Origin of the sequence: Ensifer sp. ENS08, assembly GCF_014852195.1 — a bacterium.
In the GTDB taxonomy this organism is placed as follows: domain Bacteria; phylum Pseudomonadota; class Alphaproteobacteria; order Rhizobiales; family Rhizobiaceae; genus Ensifer; species Ensifer adhaerens.
On record NZ_JACVBF010000016.1, the window covers coordinates 68,016 to 85,627 of the forward strand.

At 62.8% G+C, this 17,612-nt stretch carries 15 protein-coding genes; 7 read left to right on the forward strand and 8 right to left on the reverse strand.

All coding sequences use genetic code 11. The features are described from left to right. Positions 1-58: 58 nt before the first annotated feature. Entirely contained in the window at positions 59-1,012 is a 954-nt protein-coding gene (gene speB / locus IB272_RS26635) for an agmatinase (RefSeq protein WP_192445428.1), read from the reverse strand. A gap of 239 nt (positions 1,013-1,251) precedes the next feature. Between speB and IB272_RS26640 the strand changes: the two genes are divergently transcribed. Genes IB272_RS26640 through IB272_RS26655 form a run of 4 tightly spaced genes read left to right on the forward strand, consistent with a single transcriptional unit; the run spans position 1,252 to position 5,192 of the window. Next, positions 1,252-2,358, forward strand: coding sequence for an extracellular solute-binding protein (locus IB272_RS26640; RefSeq protein WP_034789666.1), 1,107 nt, complete (start codon positions 1,252-1,254; stop codon positions 2,356-2,358). A 29-nt stretch (positions 2,359-2,387) separates the two neighbouring features. Then, on the forward strand, positions 2,388-3,455 hold the full coding sequence (locus IB272_RS26645) for an ABC transporter ATP-binding protein (protein WP_234798796.1): 1,068 nt from the start codon (positions 2,388-2,390) through the stop codon (positions 3,453-3,455). A gap of 11 nt (positions 3,456-3,466) precedes the next feature. Beyond that, positions 3,467-4,384, forward strand: a complete 918-nt coding sequence (locus IB272_RS26650) for an ABC transporter permease subunit (RefSeq protein WP_082566251.1) — start codon at positions 3,467-3,469, stop codon at positions 4,382-4,384. A 10-nt stretch (positions 4,385-4,394) separates the two neighbouring features. Next, positions 4,395-5,192 (forward strand): ABC transporter permease, encoded by a 798-nt coding sequence (locus IB272_RS26655; RefSeq protein WP_060519288.1) that lies wholly within the window; start codon positions 4,395-4,397, stop codon positions 5,190-5,192. A 52-nt stretch (positions 5,193-5,244) separates the two neighbouring features. Here the strand turns inward: IB272_RS26655 and IB272_RS26660 are convergent, their stop codons facing one another. Then, positions 5,245-6,129, reverse strand: a complete 885-nt coding sequence (locus IB272_RS26660; protein WP_051659169.1) for a LuxR C-terminal-related transcriptional regulator — start codon at positions 6,127-6,129, stop codon at positions 5,245-5,247. A gap of 385 nt (positions 6,130-6,514) precedes the next feature. On the opposite strand from IB272_RS26660, the gene IB272_RS26665 reads away from it, so the two are divergent. The 3 genes from IB272_RS26665 (at position 6,515) to IB272_RS26675 (ending at position 11,472) form a co-directional block, all read left to right on the forward strand. After that, positions 6,515-6,892 (forward strand): cupin domain-containing protein, encoded by a 378-nt coding sequence (locus IB272_RS26665; RefSeq protein WP_051659170.1) that lies wholly within the window; start codon positions 6,515-6,517, stop codon positions 6,890-6,892. Positions 6,893-6,906: 14 nt separating this feature from the next. Continuing rightward, positions 6,907-8,301: an FAD-dependent oxidoreductase gene (locus IB272_RS26670; RefSeq protein WP_034789670.1), complete on the forward strand. Its 1,395-nt coding sequence runs from the start codon at positions 6,907-6,909 to the stop codon at positions 8,299-8,301. Between the two features lie 186 nt (positions 8,302-8,487). After that, positions 8,488-11,472, forward strand: a complete 2,985-nt coding sequence (locus IB272_RS26675) for an autotransporter domain-containing protein (RefSeq protein WP_192445429.1) — start codon at positions 8,488-8,490, stop codon at positions 11,470-11,472. Positions 11,473-11,518: 46 nt separating this feature from the next. Here the strand turns inward: IB272_RS26675 and IB272_RS26680 are convergent, their stop codons facing one another. The 6 genes from IB272_RS26680 to IB272_RS26705 form a co-directional block, all read right to left on the reverse strand. After that, positions 11,519-12,601 carry an SGNH/GDSL hydrolase family protein gene (locus IB272_RS26680; protein WP_060519284.1) on the reverse strand — a complete coding sequence of 361 codons (1,083 nt, stop codon included), beginning with the start codon at positions 12,599-12,601 and terminating at the stop codon, positions 11,519-11,521. Positions 12,602-12,626: 25 nt separating this feature from the next. Further along, positions 12,627-13,874, reverse strand: a complete 1,248-nt coding sequence (locus IB272_RS26685) for an SGNH/GDSL hydrolase family protein (protein ID WP_034789684.1) — start codon at positions 13,872-13,874, stop codon at positions 12,627-12,629. A gap of 66 nt (positions 13,875-13,940) precedes the next feature. Then, complete coding sequence (locus tag IB272_RS26690; protein ID WP_060519282.1) at positions 13,941-14,354, reverse strand: hypothetical protein; 414 nt, start codon at positions 14,352-14,354, stop codon at positions 13,941-13,943. A gap of 382 nt (positions 14,355-14,736) precedes the next feature. Continuing rightward, the gene (locus tag IB272_RS26695) at positions 14,737-15,420 is read right to left on the reverse strand and encodes a response regulator transcription factor (RefSeq protein WP_034789687.1); all 684 of its coding nucleotides are present in this window, start codon (positions 15,418-15,420) and stop codon (positions 14,737-14,739) included. Then, on the reverse strand, positions 15,381-17,189 hold the full coding sequence (locus IB272_RS26700) for a sensor histidine kinase (RefSeq protein WP_082566252.1): 1,809 nt from the start codon (positions 17,187-17,189) through the stop codon (positions 15,381-15,383). Before IB272_RS26700 ends, IB272_RS26695 begins: the two co-directional genes overlap by 40 nt. After that, a complete protein-coding gene (locus tag IB272_RS26705; protein ID WP_162731882.1) occupies positions 17,186-17,353 on the reverse strand; it encodes a hypothetical protein in 168 nt (55 codons plus the stop codon). Before IB272_RS26705 ends, IB272_RS26700 begins: the two co-directional genes overlap by 4 nt. Between the last annotated feature and the right edge of the window lie 259 nt (positions 17,354-17,612).

A 17,612-nucleotide genomic window follows, 5' to 3' on the forward strand; every position in this document is an offset into this window, starting at 1 on the left:
TCGGAAAGGAGGCCGCCTCCGGCCTCCTGCCAATCCGCAATCAAGCTTGCCGGAGCCGTTACCGCTTGTACTTCACCCCCGGCAGCACGCAGAGCATTTCATAAAGCAGGTTCGCCGCGGTGATCGCGGTCGTTCCAGTCGTGTCGAAGGGCGGGCTCACCTCGACGAGATCGGCGCCGACCAGGTTGAGACCGCAGCAGCCGCGGATGATCTCGAGTGCCTGGATGACGGTAAGGCCCCCGATCTCGGGCGTGCCGGTGCCCGGCGCATAGGCCGGATCAAGGCTATCGATGTCGAAGGTCAGGTAGGTCTTGTGGTTGCCGATCTTCGCGCGGATGCCTTCGATCAGCGGCACCAGCGACTTGTGCCAGCATTCCTCGGCCGGGACGACGGTGAAGCCCCTGTCGCGCGACCAGTCGAAATCGTCGGAAGCATAGCCGGTGCCGCGCAGGCCGATCTGGAAGACGAGATTGGGATTGAGGCAGCCGTCCTCATAGGCGCGACGGAACGGCGTGCCGTGCGCGATCTTCTCGCCGAACATCGTGTCGTTGATATCCGCATGCGCATCGACATGGATGAGGGCGACCGGCCCGTGTTTTTCGGCAATCGCCTTCAGGATCGGGTAGCTGATCGTGTGATCGCCGCCGAGGGTCAGCGGGATACAGTCATGCTTAAGGATCTCGCGGATGCCGCGGGTGATGATCTCCATATTGGCCGGCAGGTTGAAGGTGTTGATGGCGATGTCGCCGATATCGGCGACCTGCAGGCTTTCGAACGGGGCGGCGCCGGTCGCCATGTTGTAGGGACGGATCATCACGGATTCCGCGCGGATCTGGCGCGGTCCGTAGCGCGTACCAGACCGGTTGGACGCGCCGATATCCATGGGGATGCCAACGAAGCAGGCGTCGAGGCCTTCAGCCGAGGTCGCGGTGGGAAGACGCATCATCGTGCCGGGGCCGCCGAAGCGGGGCATATCGTTGCCGCCCAGCGGCTGGTTGAATTTTTCGTCCATGGAAGTTCTCCCTTTCTGTCGCCGGAACCCTAGCAGCCATTGCCACCCGAGAAATGCCCTTCGATCGAACGTTACTTCGATCGCGGTCAAACAAACATGCCCGATGCGGCAAAGGCCGGCGTCGATTGCCGTTTACGACGCCGCCGCGTCTCCCACACCTAGCCAAAGGGAGTGTTGCCCTCAAAGGACCCGCCAATCACTTTGGCGAAAACAAAAATACGCTGTTCTTGGGAGGAACCATGCAAAAGTTAACCCGCACCGCCCTGCGCTCCATGTTCGCCGCGTCGCTCGCCGCCATTGCGGCCTCAACGACCGCCCAGGCGCAGGACAAGCTGTTCATCTACAATTTCTCCGACTACTTCGCCGAAGACACCGTTTCGAATTTCCAGGCGAAGACCAGCGTTGAAACTCGGGTGGACTTCTACGATTCCCTTGAAGTGCTTGAAACCCGGCTGCTTGCCGGCGGCAGCGGTTTCGACGTCGCCTTCCCGAGCGCCACGGTCGGCGAGCGCCTGATCCAGTCCGGCGCACTGAAGCCGATCGATGTCACAGCGCTCAAGAACTACGGCAATCTCGACAAGGACCTGTTGAAGCTTGTCGCCGAGCACGACCCGGAGAACAAGTATCTCGTTCCCTACATGTGGCTGACGACGGGCGTTGCCTACAACGCCAAGCTGGTCAACGAGCGCCTGCCCGAGGCACCGGTCAATAGCCTCGACATGTTCTTCAAGCCCGAGATCGCCCAGAAATTCCAGGACTGCGGCATCGGCATCGTCGATGCGCCGAACGAGGTGATCCCGATCGCGCTCAACTATCTCGGCCTCGATCCCTATTCCACACAGGCGGAGGATCTCGACAAAGCCAAGGAACTGCTGCTGAAGCTGCGCCCCTTTATCCGGCACATGCAAAGCGGCCAGCTCGTGGCCGACATGGCCTCCGGCCAGCTCTGCCTGGCGCTGATGTGGAGCGGCGACGCCGGCATTGCAGCGGCCCGCGCCGAAGAGGCGGAGACCGGTGTTGCGGTCGCCTACTCGATCCCGAAGGAAGGCACGATCATTTCCTTCGACACGATGGCGATCCCGGCCGACGCACCGGATCCGGAACAGGCGCTGGCTTTCATCGACTATATCCTCGAGCCGAAGACAGTCGCCGCGATCAGCAATCGCGTCTTTTACGCCAACGCCAATGCCGCGGCGACGGCAGAGGTCGACGCCGGCATCCGAGACAACCCGAACATCTATCCGCCTGCCGAGGTCCGTTCCAAGCTCTTCGTCGACAAGTCGCTGCCACCGCGCCAGACGCGCGAGCGCACCCGCGTCTGGTCAGCATTCCGGGCCGGCCAATAGGCCAACCGTCAACAGCAGGACCAGATCCCGTGCCATCCTATATTTCGATCGAAAACCTGGCGAAGTCCTATGGCGTCGTCACGGCCGTCAACAACATCAACCTCGGCATCGAGAGGGGCGAATTCTTCTCGCTCCTTGGGCCCTCCGGCTGCGGAAAGTCGACGCTGCTGCGGATGATCGCCGGCTTCGAGACGCCGACCTCGGGCGCGATCAGGCTGGAAGGCGCCGACGTCACCGACGTTCCGGCGCATCGGCGTCCGACCAACATGATGTTCCAATCCTACGCGCTCTTTCCGCATCTGACGGTCGGCAAGAACATCGCCTTCGGATTGCACCAGGACGGTCTCGACAAGAGCGAGATCAGGAAGCGGATCGACGAGGTCTCGGAAAAGCTGCAGCTGACCGCACTGCTCGATCGCAAGCCGGCGCAGCTTTCCGGCGGCCAGCGCCAGCGCGTGGCGCTCGCCCGCGCACTGGTCAAGCGGCCGAAGGTGTTGCTGCTTGACGAGCCCTTGGGCGCGCTCGACAAGAACCTGCGCACCGAAACCCAACTCGAACTCGTCCGCCTGCAACGCGAACTCGGCCTCACCTTCATCATCGTCACCCATGATCAGCACGAGGCGATGACCGTTTCCACCCGCATCGCGATCATGAAGCAGGGACAGGTGCTGCAGGTCGGCTCGCCGTCAGACGTCTACGAGGCGCCGCGGTCGCGCTACGTCGCGAAATTCCTTGGCGAAACCAATGTCTTTGCCGGCGGACGATCGGAACGCGATGGCGAAGAACTGCGGATCGAAAGCGATGAGGCCGGCGGCGGTGTCCGCGCCGCCTTCACCGACCGGGTGGCGCTCGACCGGCCGTTCTGGGTTTCGGTCCGCCCTGAACGGGTAGAGCTTACAACTTCGGGCAGCGGCCTCGAAGGCACCGTGGAACAGCTCACCTATACCGGTGTCGAGAGACACTACCGCGTGCGGCTGAAGTCGGGCGCGACGCTCGACGCGCGCCGGGTCAATCTCGGCGCCGAGAGCGATCTTCGCGTCGGCGACCGCGTGTTCGCAAACTGGCCGCCGCAGGCAAGCCGGCTGCTGGCCGAATAGGAGGTCGACCCTTGTCTTCCATCGCCCATTCTTCCGCAGCCGCCCCCTCCGCAAAGGCGAACTGGGGCAAGCGCCTGCTGATCGCCATCCCCTATGCCTGGCTGCTCGTGTTGTTCCTCGCGCCCTTCGCGCTGGTTGCCGGTATCAGCCTTTCGACCGTCCGCCTCGGCATGCCGCCATTCGAGCCGCTGACCGCCTGGGACGGCTCGATCCTGAACCTTAGGCTCAATTTCGAGAATTTCCTCTATGTGCTGACCGACGACACCTATCTTCTGGCGTATCTGACGAGCCTCAAGATCGCGGCGATCTCCACGGCTGCCATGCTCTTCATCGCCTATCCCCTCGCCTATGGCATCGCGTCCTGCTCGCCCTCCTCCAGGTCCCTGCTGGTCTTTCTGGTGATCGTGCCGTTCTGGAGCTCGATGCTGATCCGCGTCTATTCCTGGATGAGCATTCTCAGGAACGACGGTCTTTTGAACGCGCTGCTTTTAAAGATCGGGCTGATCAGCGAGCCGCTGCGAATCCTCAACACCGAGACGGCGATCTATATCGGCATCGTCTACACCTACCTGCCCTTCATGGTGCTGCCGATCTATTCGACCTTGAGCAGCGCCGATCGGACTTTGATCGAGGCGGCGCGCGATCTCGGCTGCTCGCGCATCTCCGCCTTCTGGCGGGTCACCTTCCCGTTGAGCCTGCCCGGCGTGCTCGCGGGCTGCGCGCTGGTCTTCATCCCGGTCGTCGGTGAATTCGTGATCCCGGATCTCTTGGGTGGCGCCGACACGCAGATGATCGGCCGCGCCATCTGGCTCGAATTCTTCAACAACCGCGACTGGCCGATGGCCGCTGCCGTGACCATCGTCTTGCTCGCTCTGCTGGTCGTACCGATCGTCTATTTCCAGTCGCGCCAATCGCGTGAACAAGGCTGAGGAGCAAGCCATGACAAAACCAAGCTGGTTCAATCGGCTGTCGATCCTGTTCGGTCTTGCCTTCCTCTATCTGCCTATCGTCGTGCTCGTCGTCTACAGCTTCAACGGCTCGAAGCTCGTGACGGTCTGGGGCGGCTTCTCCACCCAATGGTATGCGACTGTTCTCAACAATCCCTCGATCATCGAGGGCGCGAAAGTCAGCTTCCTGGTCGCGGCGGTCTCGGCCACCGCCGCCACCCTTCTCGGCACGCTTGCCGCCGTCGTCATGGTGCGGCTGCGTCGCTTCCGTGGCCGGGCACTGCTGAACGGCATGCTGCTCGCCCCGATGGTGATGCCCGAGGTGGTGATGGCCGTGTCGATGCTTCTGATGTTCGTGACGCTCGGGATCGACCGCGGGCCGCTCACCATCACGCTGGCGCACACCACCTTCACGCTCTGTTTTGCGACTGTCGTCCTGCAATCGCGGCTGGTCGAACTCGACCCCTCATTGGAGGAGGCGGCGCGCGATCTCGGCTGCCCTCCGGCAAAGGCGTTCGTCAGCGTCGCCTTACCGAACATGATCCCGGCGCTCGTCTCCGCCTGGCTGCTGTCCTTCACCCTGTCGCTGGACGACCTGGTCATCTCGAGCTTCACGACCGGGCCGGGTGCATCGACCCTGCCGATGAAGATCTATTCACAGATCAAGTTCGGCGTGACGCCGGAGATCAACGCGATCTCGACGATTATCCTCGGCATCGTCGTGTTTGGATTGGTGGCCGCTCAACTGGTCTCGCGGCGCTCCGAACAACGGGTGAGCGCCGCGGCTTGAGGTAACTCTGAGGAAGATAGACTTCCCCGGAATTCCCGACAAATGCGCCGGATCAGTGCGGCCTCAGCGCGCCAGCCGGCGAAAGATACGTGGCCAGCGGATCCTCGAAGGCATTGCTTGCCGAAGATACGGCATCGATAAACAGCGAGAATAATGCCGTCTGCGAAGTGATGTCGAGCTTGGCGTAGAGGTTGCGGCGATGCAGCTTGACGGTCGCCGGCGAGATGCCGAGCTTTTCGGCAGCACCCTTGACCGAGTAACCGCGCAGGATCATCTGCGCCACCTGGCATTCGCGATCGGTCAGCAGGCTGCGGCCAAAATTGCGCACCGCCTGCGCCAGGGCGCTTTGAAGCGGCGAGCCGTCGTCGCCCAGGCCTTCGGGTCTGAGGTCGCGATAATGCCGAAGCACGGCCATGCTGATAAGCGGCGCCGCATTCTGCAGGAAATCCTGATCTTCGCCGCTGAAGGCCGCGTGCGCATGGCGGCGCGCCAGAGAGATTGCGATCTTCGTGTCGGCATCGATGCCGATGAAGACGTTGAATTCGTCGTGCAGGCCCGAATGCCGGTAGTAGTCGCGGTAGTACTGCGACCGGTCGAAGGACGGATCGATTTGCCGAAGGCGATAAAGCCCGTCGTCGCCATTGTCGAGCGCCAGCCGGTAGAACGGATCCATCCGGTACGGCCCCTGCAGATAGGCGCGAATATCCGACAGCCCCCTGTCCGTGCGCCAGTCGTTAAACAGGATCTTCGGCGCGGCGTCGCGTCGATAGAGGAGCATCAGACCGGCATCGATCGCAATGTGCCGCTTGAGCGAATGTGTCAGCCGGTCCTGGAAATCCGAACGGCCCACCCCCTCCATCAGCGACAGCGCCAGATCGCCTACACCGGACACCTGCTGCGCCGGCGCGCAGACTTTGATGATCGTATCGTCGTTCATATTGTTCTCCTCCAAGCGCAGACTAGGCGAAGGTTGGGTTGGTCGCAAGTAACGGAATTTCACTACGGGATTTCCAAAACTATCTTTTGGGGAACCAAAACAACGGCATAGGTGGCCGACATCCGGCGGGGCAAGGCCTTGCGGCGCGGCACGGATGGCCCGCCTCGGAGCGAACCTAGCCCTTTGGCGTATTCCGAGCAGCGATATCGACGCCTAGAAAAATGATGCAAGCCGCACAGTAGATCCGCGGCAGGCAAGGCGGCACGTGACTGTCGAGACGGCATATTGATCTCGGACATCCCGTCGTTCCGTAGAAGAATGAAACAACGAAACCCTGGCGCGCGGCCGATCGACTTGGCGCTCGTCTTTCTGAACTGGAGTGAACATGTCGAAGGTCATCAAACTCGGGCGCGATGGTGTCGGCCTCAACGCGCTTGAAAAATGCAGCGTCGTGCCGCCGGAGGCGATCCTTTCGGGCTTTGCGGACGAGCTCGGCGACGTTCATTTCGAAAGCCCCGACAAGGCCGTCGTCATCGGCACGTGGCAGTCGACGCCCTATGCGGAAATGCTCTCCTATCCCGATGGCAATGAATACAGCGTCATCCTCTCTGGCAAGGTCGCGATCACCAACCCGGATGGCTCGGTCGAGACCTTTTCGGCGGGCGAAAGCTACGTGCTTCCAGCCGGCGTCGAAGTGCGTTTCGAAGTGCTGGAGACGATGCGCAAGGTCTACGTCCTCTACACCGCCCCTGCCGCGAAGTGATGTGAGCCGTCCTCATGACCCAGGTAAGAAACAAAGCCCTTGCAGACGTGACGATGACGCCCTTCTGGCTCGACCGGCCGGATGCGCCCGAGCCGCGAGAGCGACTGACGCGTCATCTGAAGGCCGACCTTCTCGTTGTGGGTGGCGGCTTTACCGGGTTGTGGGGCGCCATCCAGGCAAAGCAGCGCCAGCCCGAGATCGACGTCATTCTGATCGAGAAAGGCTCGGTCGCCAACGGCGCCTCGGGTCGGCCGGGCGGTGTCGTCTCAACCTCGGTCATGCACGGGCTGTCGAACGCCGTGCGCATTTTCCCGAAAGACATCGCAGCGCTCGAGAAGCTCGGCCAGGAGAACATGCACGGCTTTCTCAAGACGCTTGAGGAGCATGCGATCGACTGTCATGCCGAGTGGGGCGGGGAGCTAACGGTCGCGGTCGACGACGCCCATATCGAAGCGCTGCACGAGGAGCACGAGCTTCACCTGAAGTACGGCCACCAGGCGGTCTTCCTCGATCAGAGCGCCGTCCGCGCCGAAATCAATTCGCCGCGCTACAAGGCCGGCGTCTGGTCGAAGCATATCTGCGGCACGGTGCATCCGGCGCTGCTGGCGTTCGGACTGAAACGGGTCGCGCTCACGCTCGGCGTACGGATCTTCGAAAACACCGAACTGACAGGCCTTGAAGACCTCGGCGACCGGATGAAGGCACACGCGGCTTCCGGCAGCGTGACCGCGCCGAAGGTGCTGCTCGCCACCAACGCCTTTGCCGCCGGCCACAGGAAGATCAAAAACAGGGTCGTCGCCGTGCGCGATCGGGTGCTGGCGACAGAGCCCCTGTCAGCGGAGCAGATGGCAGCGATCGGCTGGAGCCATCGTCAGGGCGTTTACGACACTCGCACCCAGATGAACTACATGCGGCTCACCAAGGACAACCGGATCATCTTCGGCGGCCGCCTCGCCTATGCCTTCGCCGGCGATCCGTTTCCGTCGATCGACCGGGAACTCGATACCTATGAGCCCCTTGCCGCCGCTTTCTTCGACACCTTTCCACAGCTCGAAGGCCTGCGCTTCAGCCATGCCTGGAGCGGGCCGATCGACCTCAGCACCCGCATGGCCGTACACTTCCAGCGTTACCATGACGAAAAGGTCGTTTATGCCGGCGGCTATTCTGGCTTCGGCGTCTCGGCCTCACGTTTCGGCGCGCGCATAGCGCTCGATATCCTCGACGGCTCGAAGACCCCGGAGAGCCGGCTGGATTTCGCCACCAGCCTTCCGAATACGATCCCACCCGAGCCGTTCCGCTGGCTCGGCGCCCAGATCACCATGTATGCGCTCGACACCGCCGACAAGTCCGGTGGCTGGCGCAGGCCGTGGCTCAAGATGGTCTCGGCCATGGGCTTCCCGCTCAGTTGATCATGCGTTTCCCGGCGGCTTCAAAGGGCAAGCGGAGCCGAGACTTTCGGCTCTGCCACCGGGCGATGGCGGTGGCCCATCCGGCCCGGGAGCAACGGTGGTAGTAAATCGTTAACCATGATTAGATAGCCAAAGCTACCCATTCCGCTGGCTGATTCGCGAGCGTTCGTAGCACCGGCGGCACCCATGCGACAAACACCGCTCGCGGTCCTTTCCAAACGCCTCGGCCTTTTCACGGCACTAGCCTCTCTTGCCGTCTCGACACCGGCGCTTGCCCAGTCCGTTTGGACCGGGGGAGACGACAACGAATTCGGCAACGGCGCGAACTGGGCGCCCGCCCTGCCCGGCGCGAGCGACGCAGCGGAGGTCAACACCGGCTCTCCGCAGGTCAACGACGGCCGTACGATCCGCCAGCTTGGCGTCGACGGCGGCAATGTCACCATCTCCAACACCGGCGCGCTGACCGTCACCAACGGTAGCACGATCAATTCCGGGAGCGTCAGCATCAACGCGGGCGGCGCACTCACCTCCAATGTCGAGCTGAACGGCGGCAGCCTGTCGATCGATGGGGACCTCAACGGAAGGCTGACGCTGAACAACGGCAACGTGTCGGTGAACGGAACGCTGGACAGCGCCAGCGTCGGCAGCGCCACGTCGCTTTCCAACAACGGCGAGGTTGGTGACGTCAAAGTCTCGGCTGGGGGCACTTTCGTGAACAACACCGGCGCCGTCGCCGGCGCGACGGTGAATGCCGGCACCGCCTCCAACGCCGGAACCATGGGCTCGCTGACGAACACCCAGGGGAACTTCACCAACAATACCGGCGGCACGATCACCGGGAAAACGACGGTGGCGGGCGGAACCGTCACCAACAACTTCGTCGTCACCGACGCGGATGTCGCGGCAGCGGCCGCCTTCGTCAACAACAATGGCGCAACTGCGGGCGCGATTACCAACGCCGGCACGGTCTCGAACGCTGGCACCATCGCATCGGTGCGCAACGACGCCGGAAGCTTCACGAACAATTTCGGCGGCGAAGTGACCGGCGAAACCACGGTCTCTGGCGGCGCCGTCACCAACAACGCGACCCTCGGTACGGTCACCGTCGGCGCGGGCGGCACCTTCACGAACACGTCGGGGGCAAGCGCCGGCGCGGTCACCAACAGCGGCGCCGCGTCGAATGCCGGCACGATCGCCGGACTTACCAACACAGCCGGAAACTTCGCCAACAATGCCGGTGGCACAGTCACCGGCAAGATGACGGTTACAGGCGGCACCGTGACGAACAATTTCGTCGTTAGCGACGCCGACGTCGCGGCCGCGGCAGCCTTCGTCAACAACAGCGGCGCCGTGGCCGCCAACGTCACCAACGCCGGCACCCTGTCCAATGCCGGAACCATCGCTTCCGTGCGCAACGATGGCGGATCCTTCACCAACAACGGCAACGGCACGGTGACCGGAAAGACAACCGTCGCCGGCGGCAGCGTCGTCAACAATGCGGCGCTCGCCGACGTCGAGATCGGTGCCAACGGCACTTTCACCAATAACAGCGGCGCGACTGCCGGGGCAGTTTCCAACGCCGGCACCGGGTCGAACGACGGAACCATCGCTTCGCTCGCAAACAGCGGCGGCCTCTTCCAAAACACCGGCACGATCAGCGGCGCGGCGAACATCACGGGCGGCGCTCTCGTCAACCAGGGTACGGTCGCCGGGACGGTCGAAATCTTCGACGGCGGTCTCTTGTCCGGCAGCGGCATCGTCGGCAGCCTGACGGTCAATGCCGGCGGCGTGGTCTCTCCCGGCCCGGGCATCGCGGTTGCCACCGTCAACGGCGACCTGACGTTCCGTTCGGGCTCGATCTATCAGGTGGATGTGGATGCGGCGGGGCAATCCGACCGCCTGGCCGTTTCGGGCGCGCTTTCGCTTGAGGGCGGCAGGCTAGCGGTCCTCGCCGGCAGCGGCGTCTATGACCCGTCGACGAGCTACACGATCGCTTCCGCCGGCACTGTCAGCGGCCGGTTCGATGCGGTGACAAGCAATCTTGCGTTCCTGTCGCCGACGCTGACCTATGGCGCCACCGGCATCGATCTGAGGCTCGACCGGAACGACGTTGCGTTCGCGGACCTCGCAGAAACCGCCAATGGGCGCGCAGCAGCAAGCGCTGTCGAAGCGCTGGGCGTCACGAGCCCGCTCACGCTGGCCGTGCTCTCGCTGGATGATGCAACGGCCGCAAGCGCCTTTTCCCAGCTGAGCGGCGAGGTACACGCCTCAGTCAAGAGCGCGCTGATGTGGGACAGCCGTTTTCCGCGGGACGCCATTCTGGAGCGCGCGGGCTCGGCCGTCTCGACCCTTCAGGAAACCGAGGACGCCGTCTTCTGGACGTCGGGTTTTGCAGGCGCGGGCCATTTGTCCGGTGACGGCAACGCAGCCGCTATCGGTAACCGCACGGCGGGTGTCCTCGTCGGCGCTGATACGGCGGTTTCCGACGATTGGCGCCTCGGTGGGATCCTCGGCTACAGCCATCTCACCGTTCAGCCGCAGGCGCGTGTCGATGCTTACCATGCGGGCCTCTACGGATATGGGAACATCGGGGCGCTGAACCTTGCAGGCGGCGCGATCTATAGCCACAACGAGGTTTCGTCGGAGCGTGACCTCGCCTTCGGCTCGTTCACAGACCGCCTGACCGCCGACTACGACAGCACTGTTGCCCAGGTGTTCGCCGACCTTTCCTTCACGCTCAGCGCAGACGACATCAGGCTTCAGCCGTTCGCAAACCTGGCCTATGTCTATCTCGATACCGATGCGTTCAAGGAAAACGGTGGTTCGGCGGCGCTCTCGGCAGAAGGTGCCACTGACGACGCCATGCTTACGACCATCGGCGTGCGCTGGTGGGCGAATCTGCCGATAGACCAAATGCCGATCTCAGCCTCCGGCATGCTCGGCTGGCGCCATGCGGAAGGCGACCTTTCGCCGTCCGCGCGCCTTGCCTTTGCCGGTGCCAGCCCCTTCACCATCGCAGGCGTGCCCATCGCGCGCGATGCGCTGGTGGTGGAAGCGGGCATTTCCGCCCGGCTCTCCAAATCCGCGCGGCTGGCAATCACCTATCTCGGCGAATTCGGCGACGGCGCGCGGTCGAGTGCCGGCCGCGCAAACCTGATCGTCGATTTTTGACGCGCATGTCTCCGACCAGGACGTTCAGCAGCCGGTCGCGCTAGCCTCACGGCTGGACCTTGGCGACCGATCCGGCTCCGGCGAAGAGGTCCGGATAGGAGCGTTCCAGCGTTCCGGCGATCGCGGCGGCGAAGCGCTCGTTGGCGATCCGGTTCGGGTGCGCATCCGATGGCGATACCCACAGCGTTTCGGGAACGAGATCCTCGACCGAGGGGCGAAGATCGAGGAAGGGAACCCCCTCGCTTTCGGCGATCTTCTCGACCGCGCCGGTGACTTCCGGGAACGGATACTGCTTGACTTCATGCAGTTCGGGATAGTTGACGAGCACGAGCTTGATGCCACGTTCGCGGCAGAAGCTGATCAGCCGCCGCATGGCATCCTGCCCTTCCGTCCAGCCGGGCTGGTCGTCTTCATAGAGGCCCCGGTAATAGGCCTTCCAGTCCGCCCGACCGAGGAAGATGCGCGAGATTTTGTCGACCGCCGAGGCGAGTACGACATAGGCCTGCGAATACTCGCCCCAGCCGACCTCGTGACGGCGCGGCGTCGGCTCGGCATCGTTGATGAAATAGTTGAGGACGACCACGTCCGGCTTGAGCTCGACGCCCTTGGTCATGAAATAGGCGACTTCCATCTGGGTGTTGTAGTTGCCGACACCGGTGTTGATCACCTCGTATTTCGGCGCCCCCTGGCTGCCGCCGTTGAGGACCGTTTCCAGCAGCCTGGAGGGCGTATCTTCCTCTTTGACGCCCCAGCCGAAGGTCAGCGAATCCCCGAGCATCATCACCCGCGTCGTCCCGGCGGCAACCGGGCCGATTTCGCGGTTGCGCAGGCCGATCGAGTTGATGCTGACCGGCACACCCATGAAGACGCCGCTCGAATTGGGAATATGCTCGTGGCCGATCGCCGGCTCGGCGCTGACCCGTTTCAGGTCGCGGGCGTATTTCCACATCTCGAGGTCGAAATCCATGCCGTTGTCGAAGACGGTGCGCGCCATGCCTTCGATCATGAGGCCGCAAAGGGCGAGGCTGAAAGCCGTCGCGAGAACCGCAAGCAGGGCTCGCTTGAGAATGGAGGATTTCCGGACGCTGTTTTGTTCCATTTGAACGACGCGTGTTACATTGGAATTCATCGGATCTTCCTTTCAGGTCCGCCGATTACTGTCCGACCTGAGAAAACTTCAGGCAATCTGGCTCCACCGGAGCGGTTTTTACGAACTGGTGCTCGCCGACCGTCAGGCCCTTGCCGCCGCTCCAATCATTGACCAGCCACTGGTCGATCGCCTCGGCCACAAGAAAATGTCCGAGCGGAGAAAGGTGCTTGTCGCCGATGCCATAGGTTTTCATCGGATCGTTGGCGGAGAGCTTTTCGGTCGGATCGACCACGTACACTCCGGGCGTCGCAGCGGCGAGCGCCTTGATCATTTCGCGCTGCTTTTCCGGCTGCAGGCCGTCGTCGCGACCAACCAGTTCCGCCCAGCCCGGGAGGATGACGACGAGCAGCTCGGCGCCGTTGGCGCGGGCATCGTCGGCAAGCCGGACGAACAGGCGCCGCGTCAGCTCGATCGCATGGCCGATGTCACGCCGGGACGCCCGGTCGCCAACATAGGGTCTGAGCAGGGTCGAGTAGAACCAGTTGTAGAGCTTGCTGTTCTGCCACAGGTACAGATGTGCCTGCAAAGCGAGGCTGGGCTTCTTGGTTCCGCTACCGGCCGGCTCGACCGTGATATCGATGGACGAGGGCGTCAGAACCGCACGCTCGGCATTGTCCTCAAGGTCGGTGCTGAGCGAGAGCCCGACGACGACGAGGTTATGAGGGATGCTGTGGCCCTTGTCCTCATAGACCCGGATCTCGTTCGGCTGGCCGTAGCCGCCGGTGCCGTAGTTCTTGAGCAGCAGTTGCGGGTGCCATGCGTTCAGGAGCGAGCTGAAGGTTTCGCTTTCCTTGACGAGCGAGCCGCGCACCATGGAATCGCCGAGGACGAACACCGGCGAACCCGTGCCCGTCGCATTGTCGCGGAAACCGTCGCGGTTGATCTGGACGCGGTTCCAAGGATCGAGCGGGCTGAAACGCTCGAAGTAGCTGTTGCCCGGTATTTCCGTATAGCCGTAGAGCGCGTGCGACTGATGCCGCCCCCGCGGCACGCCGCAATAGACATATTCGCCCTCGCCGACCGGAAGCTGGAGGCTCGGCACCAGACGCAGCAGCAGTTCGCACAGCAGAATGGCGACAAGTCCCGAAACGAGAATGATCAGCCCATCCATGACACCGCCGAAATTGCGCGAACGGCGCATGCGTTGCAGGATTCCGCTCGATTGAGGCTTGTTCTGATCGATGAAATCCGCAGGCGTCGCCGTCGGATTGTTGTTGTTGAGCGCATCCTGACGTTCGGCTTTTCGGGGCATGTCAGCTGACACCTTGATTGTGCGATCTGTGTTGAAGCATTTCGGATGATTGCCGCATCGCCCGGTTCAGGCGCTTCCGGCCTCGCGCCAATAGGACCGTGCCAGGCTGGCGAGATAGGTGGTCGTGCGCCTCGATGTCTTTGCGACGGAGGGACGCTTCGGTTCGTCGGAGCCTGCGTGTTCGCCAGTATCTGCGAGCCGGATGCGCTTGGAGGAATCCGGCCGCAGGAGCTCGATCGGTCGAAGCAGCCCGGGCAAAGTCCCGTAGCCGGTCAACTGATCGCGAAACAGGCTGGTCGCGGCATAGACGACATCCGCCGTCTCGACCGCTTCCCGCACGCGGGCATCATCCGAAATCTTGACGTAAAGCACGCCAGGAATGAAAAGAGGCAACGTCGGCACCACGGGATCCAGGATCCGGTTGACCGCGGCCGGCGTCACCTCGTTTAAAACGAAGACGGTAAGCCGCTTCTGGCTCAAACGATAACCCTTTATGATTATCTCGACCGGAAGCCGACCGTCTGTTTCAGCTATTTCAATAACACTTTGAACATGCATAGTGGCTCTCCGGAACAGAGAAGAACACCGTCAATATCTTCAGAATACGAAAACATGAACTTATTCGTTATATAGCGACATGAGCTTCGGAGGTTTCACTTCTCTGCCGGAGACGCCTTACAATTCCGAACTCTATCCTAGGATTTTCGTTCTGAATATATCCAGATGGATATACTCCGGCCCTGTTTCTTACAGTTCGCTTGCGGCAGAAAGCGCCGGTCGCGGCGTCTCGTCGCGGGCTGGATGTTTTCGAAAGGGGAGGCTCAGGCCAGAAGCAGGGGGCCTGCAAGCGCGGGCGACGCCGTCATAGTGGGCTCTTCGGGAGCCGGTTCGCCAGATTGGCCAGCTCGACGCGCGTCGAGATTCCGAGCTTGCTGTAGATGCTGTGGAGATGCAGCTTGACCGTGCCCGGCGATATGCCGAGCCGGGCACCGATCTCCTTGCTGCGGATCCCCGAAGCCGCCAGCCGCGAGACCTCGATCTCGCGCTGTGTCAGGAGGTCGACGCCCCGGGTCTCAACGGCCTCCTGCGCGCGTATCCGCTCGATCGCGGACTTCAGCGCCTGATCCTGGAAATAGGTCTTGCCGCTGGCCACGACATTCATGCAGTCGAGCAGGGTGTCCGGGGCCTGTTCCTTGAGGACGATGCCGTTCACTCCGAGCCGGATCGCTTCGGCAACCTGATCGTCACCGATATCAGCCGTCAGGATGACGATCGCGATCTGCTGTCGGTGGGCGCTGCGCACCCGGCGTATGAATTCGAGCCCGTCCATATGCGGCATGCGAAGATCTGCGACGACGATATCGGCGCCCCGCTCGGACAGAACCTGCAGCGCATCGGTCGCACGCTCGCAGGTCGCCACCACCTCCCAGCCGGGCACGGTCTCGATCAGCCGGCGAAGCCCGTCGAGCACGATCAGATGATCGTCGACGACGACCGCGCGCAACGCTATTGCGGCATTGGCAGCATGACGACCACTCGAGTCCATTCCGCTATCCTTTCGATCGCAAGTTTTCCGCCACGCGCTGCCGCCCGTTCACGCAGGCTCCGCGGTCCGATTTTTTCTCGTTCAAGCTCGGCATGGTCAAGACGCTCACCATAACCGAAGCCGACCCCGTCGTCGTCGATCGTCAGCACGATCGATCCGTTGTCGATGCTGAGCGTGATCCTGACCTTCTGCGCGCCGCCGTGCCTGACCGCGTTGGCGGTCGCTTCGGACGTCATGCGCGCAAGCTCGTAGGTCAGCGCCAGCGGCAGGTCGATGCCGGACGGCGGGTCGAAGGCGATCGAGACGTCGATCTGCCATTGCTGCCGCAGCCGTGCGGCCACCGCTTCCAGTTGACGCTCGAGCTGCATTTCGCCGGTAGCCTGGAGATTGCCACCCGGCTCGAGCGCGCGGATGAAGCCGCGAAGCTCCCGCTGTTCTTCGAGCAGCATCGCCTGGATGGCCTCGAGGCGTTCAGCAAGCACATCCGGCCCCGCATCCTTGAGCTTGCGCAGCGACTGAAGCTGCAGTGCTGTGCCCGCAAGCGCCTGAAGCACCCCGTCGTGCAGGTCGCGGCCGATGCGGATGCGCTCGTCGACGGCCGCCTCGTCACTCAGGCGTCTAACCAGGATCGCCTGTTCGAACAGCGCCTTGATCCTGTCGGCGATGATCTCCGCGATCGCCACGTCATCGAGCGTGAGCGCAGGCGGCTCCAGAACGAAGAGGCGCGCCTGCAGATCGTCGACCTGGAAGAAGGTCGAGACCGCGGCGTTGATGTTGAAAGCTTCCACAAGCGCTGGCGAGATCGGGGGATCGGGATCCGACCATTGATGAAACCGCCCCTCGCCGATATGCACGAGAACGCGACCACGCGCGGCCTCGGTGACAAGCAGGCTGCTGCGCAGCAATTTTTCGTCCGTCCAGGTACCGAAGGCATCGGGCGGCATCTGCATGACCTCGAGCTCGCCTTCGTTCCACAGGGCCGCATAGGTCCAGGGCTCCTCCGCATCGGTCCACAACAAGAGGGCCCGCGGAACCAGCATGACATGGGCGGCATAATCGAGGGCCGCGCGCGCCGGCCACTCGCGTCCCCGCGGCTGGCTCGGTGTTCGCTGCACCAGCCGAAGAAGCTCGGCCCGGACCGCCTCCTGGTGTGCGCCCAGCCAGACGAGCAGCGCAGCCGCAACGAAGATGAAGAGGATCCGCGAGGCGTTCGTCGTCGTATCGGCATCCGGATCGAGCATATCGCCGGCATCGAAGTAACCGAGGTAGAGCAGGGCCGCCAGGCAGACGAGACCGGTGTAGAGCGCCCCGCGCCAGCGCCAGTGCAGCGTCGCGGACAGCAAAGTGAACGGCATCAGCATGAAGAACGGGCTTGCCGGGCCGTCGGTCATCGACATGAAGATCGCAAACGCCGCGACATCGATGATGTGACGCACCAGCGTGCCGCGCACGCGCGAAATCTCCGTGCGCCAGACGAGGAAGGCGGCCGCGATGGCATAGAAGAGATAGCCGATCAGCAGGAAGTAGATGGGCTCTGGCGGCAGCGGCACGTGAACGGAATCGAGCCAGGCGATCCAGACGCTGCCGAGCGCCAGCAGAATGCGCCCGACGGCGATCACCTTGTCGGAACGAGCTCGGAAGGTGTTCGTCCAGACCTTGCGGCCGGACGCCTGGTCCAGATCCATCGGCGCGCCGGCACCGTGTGGTGGAGCGGCCGCCGTCGGGCTCACGCGGCGGGCGCTGAAACGGTTTGACGGCTCTAGCTTCATGCCAAGTCTCCGCTCTGCGCCGCCCCTTTGAAAACAACCCTGCGCGTGACGAGCGAGAATAAATCAAATCGCGGCCACCGACCGTCGCCGACCGCATCTTCGACGACGAGGACGGCACGGCCCTGGCAGCCGCTGCAATCAGCATATTCAAGTGTCGCCAGCATACGCTCGTCTCTTCCAGCGCTCAAATGCATTCGCCACCAGTATAGCCAAGGTTACGCACGCGCGCCCGGACCACACGAACCTTGCACTGCTGCAGGCAAGCCCTGGAACAGGGCCGACCGGCGGGCATCAACCCGAGTATCAGAAGATCGCGCCAAGAATCGTAAGCCGGATATGATCCTCTATATCCATTGGCATATTGACCTACCCCAGTATTTGCCGCTCATATTCTCCCAATATAAATGACTAAAGAGTTTTTCA

Coding starts and splice junctions, on each gene's coding strand:
- speB (WP_192445428.1), bottom strand. CDS start 1,012: ATGGACGAAAAATTCAACCAGCCGCTGGGCGGCAACGATATGCCCCGC.
- IB272_RS26640 (WP_034789666.1), top strand. CDS start 1,252: ATGCAAAAGTTAACCCGCACCGCCCTGCGCTCCATGTTCGCCGCGTCG.
- IB272_RS26655 (WP_060519288.1), top strand. CDS start 4,395: ATGACAAAACCAAGCTGGTTCAATCGGCTGTCGATCCTGTTCGGTCTT.
- IB272_RS26660 (WP_051659169.1), bottom strand. CDS start 6,129: ATGAACGACGATACGATCATCAAAGTCTGCGCGCCGGCGCAGCAGGTG.
- IB272_RS26665 (WP_051659170.1), top strand. CDS start 6,515: ATGTCGAAGGTCATCAAACTCGGGCGCGATGGTGTCGGCCTCAACGCG.
- IB272_RS26670 (WP_034789670.1), top strand. CDS start 6,907: ATGACCCAGGTAAGAAACAAAGCCCTTGCAGACGTGACGATGACGCCC.
- IB272_RS26675 (WP_192445429.1), top strand. CDS start 8,488: ATGCGACAAACACCGCTCGCGGTCCTTTCCAAACGCCTCGGCCTTTTC.
- IB272_RS26680 (WP_060519284.1), bottom strand. CDS start 12,601: ATGAATTCCAATGTAACACGCGTCGTTCAAATGGAACAAAACAGCGTC.
- IB272_RS26685 (WP_034789684.1), bottom strand. CDS start 13,874: ATGCCCCGAAAAGCCGAACGTCAGGATGCGCTCAACAACAACAATCCG.
- IB272_RS26695 (WP_034789687.1), bottom strand. CDS start 15,420: ATGGACTCGAGTGGTCGTCATGCTGCCAATGCCGCAATAGCGTTGCGC.
- IB272_RS26700 (WP_082566252.1), bottom strand. CDS start 17,189: ATGAAGCTAGAGCCGTCAAACCGTTTCAGCGCCCGCCGCGTGAGCCCG.
- IB272_RS26705 (WP_162731882.1), bottom strand. CDS start 17,353: ATGCTGGCGACACTTGAATATGCTGATTGCAGCGGCTGCCAGGGCCGT.